11 protein-coding genes are annotated in these 12085 nt (G+C 62.6%); 9 read left to right on the top strand and 2 right to left on the bottom strand.

Translation table 11 applies throughout. The annotated features are described in order from the left end of the window. The first annotated feature begins 14 nt into the window (after positions 1-14). The 5 genes from ABDW57_RS25745 to ABDW57_RS25725 all read left to right on the top strand — a co-directional run bounded on the left by ABDW57_RS25745 (position 15) and on the right by ABDW57_RS25725 (position 5503). Complete coding sequence (locus tag ABDW57_RS25745; protein ID WP_343732995.1) at positions 15-1466, top strand: DNA mismatch repair protein MutS; 1452 nt, start codon at positions 15-17, stop codon at positions 1464-1466. Between the two features lie 54 nt (positions 1467-1520). Next, on the top strand, positions 1521-2048 hold the full coding sequence (locus ABDW57_RS25740; RefSeq protein WP_343732994.1) for a GbsR/MarR family transcriptional regulator: 528 nt from the start codon (positions 1521-1523) through the stop codon (positions 2046-2048). Between the two features lie 52 nt (positions 2049-2100). Next, the gene (locus ABDW57_RS25735; RefSeq protein ID WP_343732993.1) at positions 2101-3366 is read left to right on the top strand and encodes an SDR family oxidoreductase; all 1266 of its coding nucleotides are present in this window, start codon (positions 2101-2103) and stop codon (positions 3364-3366) included. Beyond that, positions 3366-3833: a DUF2269 domain-containing protein gene (locus tag ABDW57_RS25730; RefSeq protein ID WP_343732992.1), complete on the top strand. Its 468-nt coding sequence runs from the start codon at positions 3366-3368 to the stop codon at positions 3831-3833. The genes ABDW57_RS25735 and ABDW57_RS25730 overlap by 1 nt, the downstream gene beginning before the upstream one ends. Before the next feature lie 80 nt (positions 3834-3913). Next, positions 3914-5503 (top strand): methyl-accepting chemotaxis protein, encoded by a 1590-nt coding sequence (locus ABDW57_RS25725; RefSeq protein ID WP_343732991.1) that lies wholly within the window; start codon positions 3914-3916, stop codon positions 5501-5503. Here the strand turns inward: ABDW57_RS25725 and ABDW57_RS25720 are convergent. Next, on the bottom strand, positions 5500-6240 hold the full coding sequence (locus tag ABDW57_RS25720; RefSeq protein WP_343732990.1) for a carbon-nitrogen hydrolase family protein: 741 nt from the start codon (positions 6238-6240) through the stop codon (positions 5500-5502). The two genes, ABDW57_RS25725 and ABDW57_RS25720, sit on opposite strands and share 4 nt — an antisense overlap. Next, positions 6240-8186, bottom strand: coding sequence for a phosphoethanolamine transferase (locus ABDW57_RS25715; protein ID WP_343732989.1), 1947 nt, complete (start codon positions 8184-8186; stop codon positions 6240-6242). Before ABDW57_RS25715 ends, ABDW57_RS25720 begins: the two co-directional genes overlap by 1 nt. A gap of 275 nt (positions 8187-8461) precedes the next feature. On the opposite strand from ABDW57_RS25715, the gene rpsL reads away from it, so the two are divergent. The 4 genes from rpsL to ABDW57_RS25695 all read left to right on the top strand — a co-directional run. Next, a complete protein-coding gene (gene rpsL, locus ABDW57_RS25710; protein ID WP_092281397.1) occupies positions 8462-8845 on the top strand; it encodes a 30S ribosomal protein S12 in 384 nt (127 codons plus the stop codon). 105 nt (positions 8846-8950) lie between these two features. After that, entirely contained in the window at positions 8951-9421 is a 471-nt protein-coding gene (rpsG, locus tag ABDW57_RS25705) for a 30S ribosomal protein S7 (protein ID WP_155468423.1), read from the top strand. Positions 9422-9531: 110 nt separating this feature from the next. Continuing rightward, complete coding sequence (gene fusA, locus ABDW57_RS25700; protein ID WP_343732988.1) at positions 9532-11637, top strand: elongation factor G; 2106 nt, start codon at positions 9532-9534, stop codon at positions 11635-11637. Positions 11638-11709: 72 nt separating this feature from the next. After that, positions 11710-12085: GTP-binding protein (locus ABDW57_RS25695; RefSeq protein WP_343730615.1), on the top strand; the 376-nt coding region annotated here is incomplete at its 3' end.

The raw sequence follows: 12085 nt of genomic DNA, 5'->3' as shown, positions 1-12085 counted from the left end.
GCACATGAGCCGGCATGAACGATTACCCCTTTGTGCCCAGCGACGTGGCCATGTACCGTCGCATGCTGTCCGCCAGGGACGGCGTGATCGATGAACAGACCTGGGACGATTTGCTGCTGCCGGCGTACAGCGCGCAACTGGCGCGCGAGACCAGCATCTTCGGCCAGCAGGAGCTGCACCGGCGCCTGCATGCCGAGGAAGGCGCGGCCGGCGCGCAGCGCGTGCGCGGCCTGCTGGCGGATGACGCGCGCCGCCAGCAGCTGCAGACCGCAACCCGGGACTTGCGTCGCGCCGATCGCGAGATCAGCGAGACCTTGTTTGGCGATTCGCTGCCGTCGCCGCCGCGCTGGCTGCCGCTGTTGAAGTGGATGCCGTGGGCGCTCTTGCTGTCGGCCGGTCTGGCACTGGTGCTGGGCTGGCTGCCGATGTGGGGCGTGGCGCTGGCCCTGTGCCTGGCGCTGTGCGCGATGCAGATGAAGCACCACGACGCGGTGCAAGAGTGGGGCCGCATTCTGGACGCCACGCAGCTGATGCTGCGCGCGCATTCGCTGCTGCCGTGGGACGACGCGGCGCAGGCGGCCAGACTCAATCGGCGCCTGAGCCGCTCGCTGATGGCGGACATGCCAGGCGTGCGCGATTACAGCGAGTGGCTGTTCCTGCAGAACGTGCGCCACTACTACCGCAGCCGCGAGGTAGTGAACGAGCATATCGCCTTCCTGCGCGCCAGCTTTGAGCGCGTGGTGGTGCTGGATGCGGACCTCGCACTGGCGCGCCATCTGGCGCAGACAGCGCATTGCTGGGCGGAGCCGGGCGATGCGGTGACGCTGCGCGCGGTGGTGCATCCGCTGCTGTCCGATGCCGGCGCGCTGGACTTCGACATGGCGGACAAGGGCGTGTTCATCTCCGGCCAGAACGGCGTCGGCAAGAGTACCTTGCTGCGCACGGTGGGCCTGAACCTGATCACCGCGCGGGCGTTCGGCTTCTGTTATGCGGCGCGCGCGGTGACGCCGTTGTTGCCGGTGTACTCCAGCATGCAGAACGAAGATGCATTGGGCGATGGCGAGAGCTTTTACATGGCCGAGTTGCGGCGCGGACGTGAGCTGCTGTCGCTGGCGGCGCAGCGGCCGGCCATCTTCATCATCGACGAAATCTTCCGCGGCACGAACTACCTCGAATCGGTATCGGCGGCAGCGGCCGTGCTGCATGCGTTGGCGCAGCAGGGGCGGGTGGTGGTGGCCTCGCATCATCTGGTGCTGGCATCGCTGCTGTCCGATTGCCTGGCGCCTTGGTGCGTGCACCGCAGCGGCGGCGCATGGCTTCTGACGCCGGGCCTGCTTAAAGACACCAACGGCATCGCCCTGCTCAGCCAGCAGGGCTACACCCCGGCCATCACTACCAGAGCCAACCGCGTCCACGCCTGGCTGAGCGACTACATGGCGCATCCGGCTGATCAAATGCCGATTTGACTTCCCGGAACTGCTGGCCTATTATTTCTGTGTTGACAGAAATTAGAGAAAGCCATGCACCTCACGCCGACCATTCAGAAATACATCCTGCACTGGGGCGAGATGGGCGCGCGCTGGGGCGTCAACCGGACCGTGGCGCAGATTCATGCCTTGTTGTTTCTGGCCAATGAGCCGCTGCACGCGGAAACCATCGCGGAGACGCTGAATGTGGCGCGCTCCAATGTCAGCAACAGCCTGAAGGAGCTGCAGAGCTGGGGCCTGGTGCGCATTACGCACGTGGCCGGCGACCGGCGCGATCATTTCCTGGCTTTGCAGGATGTGTGGGAAATCTTCCGCGTCATCGTGGAGGAGCGCAAGAAGCGCGAGATCGATCCAACCCTGACCGTGCTGCGCGCCTGCGCGGTGGAGGCGGAGAGCGATCCGCAACTGGAACAGGCCACCAAGCTCAAAATGGAGCAGGTGCTGGATTTCCTGGAAATGCTGACCGCCACCTACGACGACTACAAACACTTGCCGCCGGCAACCATGCAGCGCTTTCTGAAAATGGGCGGTAAAGTGGCCCGTCTGCTGGGCAGCGACTAAAAAAATTTCAGCAACCATTTCTGTTTTGACAGAAATAACAGACGGAGGCGGTATGAAAGTATTGATACTTGGCGCCACGGGATTAATCGGCAGCCACGCGCTGCGGGCTTTGCGCGGCGCCGGCTGCACGGTCATCGGCATGAGTCGCCGCCGCCCCTCGGATGAGCATCCGCAGCACTGGCGCGAGGCTGACTTTGGCGCCTTGACCGCCGAGCAGGACTGGCTGCCGCTGCTGGCCGGCGTGGACGCCGTGGTCAACTGCGTCGGCATCATCCGCGAGACGCGCCCCGGCGATTTCGACCGCCTGCACCGCGCCGCGCCGGTCGCGTTGTTTGCCGCCTGCGAGCGGCTGGGCGTGCGGCGTGTGGTGCAGGTGTCAGCGCTCGGCAGTCATCCGGATGCCGCCACCGGCTACTGGCGCAGCAAGGGCGCGGCGGAGGTTGATCTGCTGGCGCGCAATCTGGAGTCGACCATCATCCGGCCATCGCTGGTGTATGGCGACGATGGCGCCAGCAGCGTCATGTTCCGCATGCTCGCCACGCTGCCTGCGCTGATGATGCCGATGGCGCATGGCGCCAGGGTGCAGCCCATCCACGTTGACGATCTGGCCGCAGTCATCGTCAGGCTGGTGACCGCAGCCACTGCCGGGCCGCGCGAGCTGGCGGTGGTTGGCCCGCGCGCCACCACCATGGCTGGTTATCTGGGCGATTTGCGGCGCGGCATGCAGGCGCCGCCCGGCCTGGTGCTGGATCTGCCGATGCCGGTCGCGCGCGTGGTTGCCCGGGTGGCCGCGCTCATGCCGTCCAGCGCGCTGACGCCGGAATCGCTGCTGATGCTGGAGCAGAGCGCGGACGGCAGCAACACTGCAGACGCCAGCGCCGCCGCCGCGCTGCTGGACCGCCCGTTGCGTGATCCCGCCCACTTCGCGCATCCGGCGCAGCGCGTGGCCGCCGCCTGGGATTGGGCTGCCACGCTGATCACGCTGGCCATGGCCGCCTTGTGGCTGTGGACTGCCGCCGTGTCCTGGTTTGGCTGGCCGCATGCGGAAAGCCGCGCATGGCTGGCGGCATGCGGCGTGCCGGCCTTCGCGCAGGAAGGCATGCTGCTGGCCGCCAGTCTGGCCGATGCCGCGATCGGCGTGCTGTTGTTGCTGCGCCCGCGCCGCTGGCTCTGGGCCGCGCAGCTGGCGCTGGTGGCCGGCTACACGCTGGTGATGAGCATCTGTCTGCCTTTCTTCTGGCTCCATCCCTTTGGCCCGCTGAGCAAGAACCTGCCCTTGCTGGCATTGATGTTCTTCATGTGGAGGGCGAGCAGATAATGGAATACCTTGCGATCAAATGGCTGCACATCCTGTCCGCCACACTGATGTTCGGCACCGGCTTCGGCACGGCCTTCTACATGTTCTTTGCCAACCGCAGCGGCAACGTGCAGGCCATTGCGGTGGTCTCGCGGCTGGTGGCGCGCGCAGACTGGTGGTTCACCACGCCGTCCGTCATCATCCAGCCGCTGTCCGGGCTGTGGATGATTCACCTGGCCGGTTTCCCGCTCAGTTCCGGCTGGATCGTCTGGTCCGTGGCCTTGTATTTGCTGGCGGGCGCTTGCTGGTTGCCGGTGGTGTGGCTGCAATTGCGCATGCGCGACATGGCGGCCCAGGCCGCGCGTGACGGCGTGCCGCTGCCGGCGCGTTACTGGCGCTTTGAAAAAATCTGGACCGCGCTGGGCTTTCCCGCCTTTGGCGCGCTGCTGGTGGTGTATTGGCTCATGGTGCACAAGCCCGTTCTTTAGCGCGTCAACTACATTCAGCATGTACTTTATTCGCGTATAATTACTACTTGGCAACTTTCTAAGTGTAATGGAGGGGCGGCGTGAAAAATATTACTGTGAAGACGAGCTTGCTGGGCGTGCTGGTGTTGTTTGCGGTCATGCTGGTGATCGGCGCAGCGCTCGGGATTTTTGCCTTGCAGCAGTCCAACCGGTCGATCGCGGACGTGCACCAGATTTCCACGCAGATTATCGTCATCAATGACGCTTACAAGGACACCACCCGCACCCGCTCCGCCCTCACGCGCGGCTATGCCGCTCTGAAAGAAAGCGACAACAAGACCGAGCGTGATTCGGCCCTGGCCAGCGCCCGGAAATCCTACCAGCGCACGCTGGATTTCCTCGACAAGTTTGACAAAACCGCCAATTATCCCGGCCAGGATGCGCAGTTGAAGAAGGATCTGGTCGACGCCGGCCGCAAGCTGTCGGCGGTGCTGGAGCGCGCCTCCGCCGCCTTGGCCAAGGATGATACCGCCGCCTACTCCGCCATCAACGCCGACGAACTGACCCCGACCGGCGCGGCCTTCTCCACGCTGCTGGAAAAATTCCAGAAGCTGGGCGATGACGAAATCAATACCCTGGCCGACAGCCGCGCCAGCGAGTACAAGGTGGTGATGTGGCTGGTGGCGTTTGGTTTGCTGGCCGCGCTGGCCATCGTGTTTGGCGCGCACCTGATGCTGCGCTCGACCGTGCTGGTGCCGCTGGAGGGCGCGGTGGAACAGTTGGACCGCGTGGCCGGCGGCGACCTGACCGCACATATCGAGGCGGCCGGCGACAACGAGATCCAGCGCCTGTTGAAGGCGATCCAGCGCATGCAGCAGGATCTGCTGTCGACCGTGTCGCGCGTGCGCCAGGGCGCGGATGTGATCAACAATGGCTCACAGGAACTGGCGGCCGGCAATATGGAACTGTCCTCGCGCACCGAGACGCAAGCCAGCTCGCTGGAAGAAACCGCGGCCTCGATCGAGGAGCTGACCAGCACCGTCAAGCAGAATTCGGAAAATGCCCAGCACGCGCGCAAGCTGGTGGAGGGCGCGTCGGCCACGGCCGCGCAGGGCGGCGAGGTGATGCAGCAGGTGGTGTCCACCATGAACGACATCAACGATGCCTCGCGCAAGATTGTCGACATCACCGGTGTGATCGACGGCATCGCCTTCCAGACCAATATCCTGGCGCTGAACGCGGCAGTGGAGGCGGCACGCGCCGGCGAGCAGGGGCGCGGCTTTGCGGTGGTGGCCACCGAAGTGCGCAACCTGGCGCAGCGCTCGGCCGCTGCCGCCAAGGAGATCAAGGTGCTGATCGATGATTCGGTGCAGAAGATCCAGCTCGGCACCAATCTGGTCGAGCAGGCTGGCACCACCATGACGACGCTGGTGGGCGACGTGCATCAGGTGACGCAGATCGTCGGCGAAATCGCCGTCGCCAGCCGCGAGCAAAGCGAGGGCATCGATCAGGTCAACCAGGCCGTCGCGCAGATGGACCAGGTAACGCAGCAGAATGCCGCGCTGGTGGAGGAAGCCGCCGCCGCCACGCAGTCGCTGCAAGACCAGGCCAGCCAGCTGCAGCAGACCGTCAGCGTATTCAAGATCGGCGACGCGGCCGCGCAGACCAGCCGCCACCTGGCATTGCGCTAAGCGGCGACAGCGGCCACGCGTCCCTGCCAGCGGTCCGCGCTGTCCGCGATGACCAGGTAGTCGCCGGGGCCGGGCGCTTGCGCCAGCAGGGCGCCGCCCGGTGCCCAGAAGGCGCTTTTGCCGGCGCTGGCGTAGCCGCCCGACGGCGTCGCGTGGTTGGCCATCAGCACGCCCATGTGGTGGGTTTCCGCATAGCCGCGCAGCGCCGCCGCATCCTTCGCATAGCCACCTTCCGAAATCAGCACACCGGCCACGTACAGCGAGGCGCCGGCATCGGCCGCGGCGCGCGCGTGGGCCGCGTGGTTGGTGTCGGCGCAGATGGCTTCCACATAGCGCTGACCGTGCAGAGCGTGTGCGTGCGCACCTGCCGGGCCGGGCTGGGCGTAGGCTTCCTCGCCGGCGTGCAGATATTGCTTGCGATAGACCGTGGTGCCGCCGTCCGCCGTCAGGCTGATGCTGGCGATGCACGGCCGCGCGGCGCCAGCATCAAGCACCGGCGCGCCGACGATGACGGTCATGCCGGCTGTACGCAATGGCGCCAGGCGCGCATCGTCCGGCGTCAGTGCGCACTGGCGCAGCAGTGGCAGCTCGTAGCCGCACAGTGATAATTCCGGGAACACCAGCAACTGCACGCCTTCCGCACGGGCGGCGGCGATGAAGCGCAGGTGGGTGGCAAGGTTGGCGGCGAGGTCGCCGGCCACCGATGGCGCTTGTGCCGCAGCGATGCGGATACCCATTACTTCTCCTGTTTGAGTGGTTTGCCCTTGTCCATGACTTCACGGCAGTCGCCCTTGAAGCTGGCATTGTCGTAGTTGGACCAGCCGTAGCTGTCCACGTAGCGCTTGTGCTGCTTGAATTGCTTGTTGAGGAAGCTCCACTCCAGCTTTTCATCGTCGTACTGGATGTCGCCCAGGTCCAGCAGCGTGTGGAACATGTTCTCGGTGGCCAGCCGCGCCTTGCGGTGGCGCAGCAGCTGCCGCACCTTCTCCGGGTAGCGCTCCTTGTACTGGTCCGAGTACCAGACCATGGCCGGCACGTGGAATTCATATTGGGTGTTATGGCCGTGGAAGGCGATATTGCAGCTGCCGTCGTACAGGGTCTGGCCGTGGTCTGCCACGTAGACCATGGAGCTGAGCTGCTGCGTATCCTTCAATTGCTGGATCACCTGCGACAGGAACCAGTCGGTGTAGAGGATGGAGTTGTCGTAGCTGTTGTTCAGCTGCGGCTTGATCTTCAGGTCGGTGTAGACCGGCTTGTCGACGCCGAACAGCGATGGCTGCCACTTGTCGAATTCTTTCGGGTAGCGCTGGCTGTAGTTCCAGTGGTTGCCCAGCGTGTGCAGCACGATCAGTTTTTTTGGCGCCGGGTCGTTGATGGCCAGCCGCAGCGGCTCCAGCAGGATCTGGTCGAAGTTGGAGTTGTTGGTGAAGCCGCCCAGGTTCATAAACTGCACCACATTGGCTTCCTTGGCAAACACCGACACCGGCGTGTCGAACTGGCCGAACGAAATCTGGTTCGACAGCCAGAAGGTCTTGAAGCCGGCTTCCTTGTACGCTGTCAGGAAGGATTTTTCGTAGAAGCCATCCTTCAGGCTTTGCATGGCCGGCTTGCGCGAGATGATGACCGGCACCGACAGGCGCGTGGCCGAGACCGAGGTAATCACGTCCGGCAGCGTCACCAGGTTGGGCTCCTGGCGCAGCAGCGGCGTGGTGTCGCGCGTGTAGCCGTTGATGCCCCAGCGGTCATAGCGCGACGATTCGCCGATCACCATGATGACAATCTCCGGCGCCGCATTCTTTTGCGGCTGGTGCGCGCCAAAGGTGAAGCTGCTGCTGCGCTGGCCGAGGTCGGCCAGGTAGGCGCGCTCCTTGTAGAAGTCGACGAAGCGCCCGGTCAGGCCGAATGGCCAGGAGGACGCGAAATCGCCAAACACCAGCGGCGTGCGCGCCCGCCACGGCAACGCCGGCCAGTGCCAGCCGGTGCGGCCGGCGCCGGCGATGGCGGCATGGTCCGGATCGCTGTCGTCAGGCGCGTCTTCTTCCGCCGTCTCTTCCTCGCTGGCGGCGCTGGCCTCGGCCGGGGTGACGCCGACATAGCGCAGGGCCGAGCTCAGCGCCGAAGCAATCGCCGAACCGGCAGGTGCTGCGGCCGGCGCCGTGCTGGCGCTGGCGTGCGCCGGCCTGGCGCGCACCCCGAATTCCCAGCCGTAGGCCCACAGCGCGGCCAGTGCCAGCGACACAGCAAGCACGCCCCAGCGCGATGTGCCGCGCCAGGTCAATGCCGGGCTGCGGCGCGCCGCCACCTGCACCGCGCCGCCCCACAGGATCATCGCCAGCAGCACCGCCCCCATCAGCCAGACTTTGCGGCCGAGGAATTCCATTGCCTCCTTGGGGCTGGTTTCGGCAATGATGCCCAGATGGTGGGTGGAAATGCCCTGGCCGTAATAAATGTACAGGTAGATTTCGGTCGGCAGCGCCACAAACGCCGGGATCAGCAGCCAGTGGAACCAGGCCGGGCGGCCAAACACGCTCCACACCGCCAGCCAGGCCAGCGCCTCGACAATCAGCACATGCGCCAGTTCCGGCACCTGCTTGCCCAGCAGCAGGGGCACGCAGGGCACCAGCGACAGCAGCAGGTAACTGACGAGCACAAACAAGGGGGCGGGGCGCAGCAGGGATCGCATTCGGACGGACACCGGGGTGATGGATTAGTTTGCTATTATCAAGTGTTTCTTGATCCTTGCAAGCCGCCCGGCGCCGTGAAATTGGTTGACTGAGCTACATTTCACGTCTATACTCGCGAGTTCTCAATTTATTCTGCACATCGTATACGCTGAATCAGGCTGCTCCGCGAGAGCGGCTGTTTGCGCCTCCGGTGGCCCGTAAATCGGGAGAAGGTTTTTTGTCCCCGGCACCTTGACCGGGTTGTTAACGTTGTAATTTTGTTGGATTAAGAACGATGCCAACCATCAATCAACTGATTCGCCAACCACGTACCAAGCTGGTCGTGAAGAGCAAATCGCCGGCGCTGGAAAACAGCCCGCAAAAGCGTGGCGTGTGCACCCGTGTGTACACCACCACTCCTAAGAAGCCTAACTCGGCACTGCGTAAAGTTGCCAAAGTGCGTCTGACCAACGGTTTCGAAGTGATTTCGTACATCGGCGGTGAAGGCCACAACCTGCAGGAACACAGCGTGGTGCTGCTGCGCGGCGGTCGTGTAAAAGACTTGCCAGGTGTGCGTTACCACATGGTTCGCGGTGCACTGGATACCCAGGGCGTTAAAGACCGTAAGCAAGCGCGCTCGAAGTACGGCGCCAAGCGTGCTAAGCAAGCCAAGAAGTAATTGACATTAATTGAGTTGAGCCGGTCGTGAGACCGAGTAAGTGGCTGGCTATGATGGCCGCCGCGAGTGACCGCAAGGCACTCAACTGAAGATAAAGGAATTAACATGCCACGTCGTCGTGAAGTACCCAAGCGCGAGATCCTGCCGGATCCAAAATTCGGCAACACTGATGTCGCCAAATTCGTGAACGTTCTGATGCTGTCCGGTAAAAAATCGGTCGCTGAAAACATCATCTACGGTGCCTTCGAGCACATCGCCCAGAAGTCGGGCAAAGACCCGCTGGAAGTGTTCGCCACCGCGCTGAACAACGCCAAGCCGCTGGTTGAAGTGAAATCCCGTCGCGTTGGTGGTGCCAACTACCAGGTGCCGGTTGAAGTCCGCCCAGTGCGCCGTATGGCGCTGTCCATGCGTTGGCTGCGCGAAGCTGCCAACAAGCGCAGCGAGAAGTCCATGCCACAACGTCTGGCAGGCGAACTGATGGAAGCGGCCGAAGGCCGTGGCGGCGCGATGAAGCGTCGTGACGAAGTTCACCGCATGGCAGAAGCGAACAAAGCGTTCTCGCACTTCCGCTTCTAATAAAATCGGCCAGCTCCTGAGCTGGCTGTCATCTGTTGTTCGAGGCCGGGCTCATTTTTGTCAGCAAAAATGGCGCTCGGTTTTGTCCATTCAAAGATTTAGGATTAATTATGGCCCGCAAGACCCCCATCGAGCGCTACCGCAATATCGGTATTTCCGCTCACATCGATGCAGGTAAGACCACCACCACCGAACGCGTTCTGTTCTACACGGGCGTGAACCACAAGATCGGTGAAGTTCACGATGGCGCCGCCACCATGGACTGGATGGAACAGGAGCAAGAGCGCGGTATCACCATTACCTCCGCAGCGACCACCTGCTTCTGGAAAGGCATGGCGAACAACTTCCCAGAACACCACATCAACATCATCGACACCCCAGGCCACGTGGACTTCACCATTGAGGTGGAACGTTCGATGCGCGTGCTGGACGGTGCTTGCATGGTTTACTGCGCCGTGGGCGGTGTTCAGCCACAGTCGGAAACCGTGTGGCGTCAGGCCAACAAGTACAAAGTGCCACGTCTGGCCTTCGTCAACAAGATGGACCGTACCGGTGCGAACTTCTTCAAAGTGTACGAGCAGATGCGCGCACGCCTGAAGGCCAACCCAGTCCTGATCCAGATCCCGATCGGCGCCGAAGACAACTTCAAGGGCGTGATCGACCTGGTCAAGATGAAAGCCATCATCTGGGACGACGCCACCCAGGGCATGAAGTTCGACTACGTGGACATCCCTGCCGAGCTGGCTGATTCGGCCGCTGAGTGGCGCGAGAAGATGGTTGAAGCCGCTGCTGAAGCGTCGGAAGACCTGATGAACAAGTACCTGGAAGAAGGCGATCTGTCGGAAGCCGAGATCAAGAAAGCACTGCGCGAGCGTACCATCGCTTCGGAAATCGTGCCGATGATGTGCGGTACCGCCTTCAAGAACAAGGGCGTGCAGGCCATGCTGGACGCGGTCATCGAATACCTGCCATCGCCAGTGGACATCGCAGCGGTGTCGGGCACCGACGAATCGGAACAGCCAGCCACCCGTAAAGCAGCGGACGACGAGAAGTTCTCGGCGCTGGCCTTCAAGATCATGACCGACCCGTTCGTCGGCCAGCTGGCCTTCTTCCGCGTGTACTCGGGCGTGATCAACGCTGGCGACACCGTGTACAACTCGGTCAAAGGCCGTAAAGAGCGTCTGGGCCGTATTCTGCAGATGCACGCCAACCAGCGCGAAGAGATCAAGGAAGTGCGCGCCGGCGACATCGCCGCGGCTGTGGGTCTGAAAGACGTGACCACCGGTGAAACCCTGTGCGATCCAGCGTCGATCATCACCCTGGAAAAAATGGTGTTCCCAGAGCCAGTGATCCAGCAGGCAGTTGAGCCTAAGACCAAGGCTGACCAGGAAAAAATGGGCCTGGCACTGAACCGTCTGGCGCAGGAAGACCCATCGTTCCGCGTGCGTACCGACGAAGAATCGGGCCAGACCATCATCGGTGGTATGGGCGAGCTGCACCTGGAAATTATCGTGGACCGCATGAAGCGCGAATTCGGCGTGGAAGCCACCGTGGGCAAACCGCAGGTTGCTTACCGTGAAACCGTGCGCAAGACCGTTGAAGGCGCCGAAGGCAAGTTCGTCAAGCAGTCGGGCGGCCGTGGTCAGTACGGTCACGCCGTGGTGACCCTGGAACCACAGGAACAAGGCAAGGGCTTCGAGTTCGTTGACGCGATCAAGGGCGGTGTGATTCCTCGCGAATTCATCCCTGCGGTGGAAAAAGGCGTGCGCGAAACCCTGAACACCGGTGTTCTGGCCGGCTACCCGGTGGTGGACGTCAAAGTGACCCTGACCTTCGGTTCGTACCACGATGTTGACTCGAACGAAAATGCATTCCGCATGGCCGGTTCGATGGCATTCAAAGAGGCGTGCAAACGCGCAAACCCAGTGATTCTGGAGCCGATGATGGCGGTGGAAGTGGAAACGCCGGAAGACTACGCCGGTACCGTGATGGGCGACCTGTCGTCCCGCCGCGGTATGGTGCAGGGCATGGACGAAATCCCAGGCGGCGGCGGCAAGATCATCAAAGCCGAAGTGCCACTGTCGGAGATGTTTGGTTACTCGACCACCCTGCGTTCCGCAACGCAAGGTCGTGCAACCTACACCATGGAATTCAAGCACTACGCTGAAGCGCCTAAGCACGTTATCGACGCTATCGTTACCGCGAAAGCGAAGTAATTCTGGTATTTTTGCGGCCGGGTAGATCATCCGGCCGCACATTTAAAAACTTTGTTCTGAGGAAGAATCAAAATGGCAAAAGAAAAGTTCGAGCGGACTAAACCGCACGTCAACGTCGGCACCATCGGTCACGTCGACCACGGCAAAACCACCCTGACCGCAGCGATCGCTACCGTTCTGTCGAAGAAATTCGGCGGCGAAGCGAAAGCTTACGACCAGATCGACGCTGCGCCAGAAGAAAAAGCACGCGGCATTACCATCAACACCGCGCACGTTGAATACGAAACCGCCGGCCGTCACTACGCTCACGTTGACTGCCCAGGCCACGCCGACTACATCAAGAACATGATTACCGGTGCCGCGCAGATGGACGGCGCGATCCTGGTTTGCTCCGCCGCTGACGGCCCAATGCCACAGACCCGCGAGCACATCCTGCTGGCCCGTCAGG

The organism is Duganella sp., from assembly GCF_039595735.1.
Classification (GTDB): domain Bacteria; phylum Pseudomonadota; class Gammaproteobacteria; order Burkholderiales; family Burkholderiaceae_D; genus Rugamonas.
This window is presented reverse-complemented; position numbering and strand designations above follow the sequence as displayed.

Coding starts and splice junctions, on each gene's coding strand:
- fusA (WP_343732988.1), top strand. CDS start 9,532: ATGGCCCGCAAGACCCCCATCGAGCGCTACCGCAATATCGGTATTTCC.
- ABDW57_RS25715 (WP_343732989.1), bottom strand. CDS start 8,186: ATGCGATCCCTGCTGCGCCCCGCCCCCTTGTTTGTGCTCGTCAGTTAC.
- ABDW57_RS25720 (WP_343732990.1), bottom strand. CDS start 6,240: ATGGGTATCCGCATCGCTGCGGCACAAGCGCCATCGGTGGCCGGCGAC.
- rpsL (WP_092281397.1), top strand. CDS start 8,462: ATGCCAACCATCAATCAACTGATTCGCCAACCACGTACCAAGCTGGTC.
- ABDW57_RS25730 (WP_343732992.1), top strand. CDS start 3,366: ATGGAATACCTTGCGATCAAATGGCTGCACATCCTGTCCGCCACACTG.
- ABDW57_RS25735 (WP_343732993.1), top strand. CDS start 2,101: ATGAAAGTATTGATACTTGGCGCCACGGGATTAATCGGCAGCCACGCG.
- ABDW57_RS25745 (WP_343732995.1), top strand. CDS start 15: ATGAACGATTACCCCTTTGTGCCCAGCGACGTGGCCATGTACCGTCGC.
- rpsG (WP_155468423.1), top strand. CDS start 8,951: ATGCCACGTCGTCGTGAAGTACCCAAGCGCGAGATCCTGCCGGATCCA.
- ABDW57_RS25740 (WP_343732994.1), top strand. CDS start 1,521: ATGCACCTCACGCCGACCATTCAGAAATACATCCTGCACTGGGGCGAG.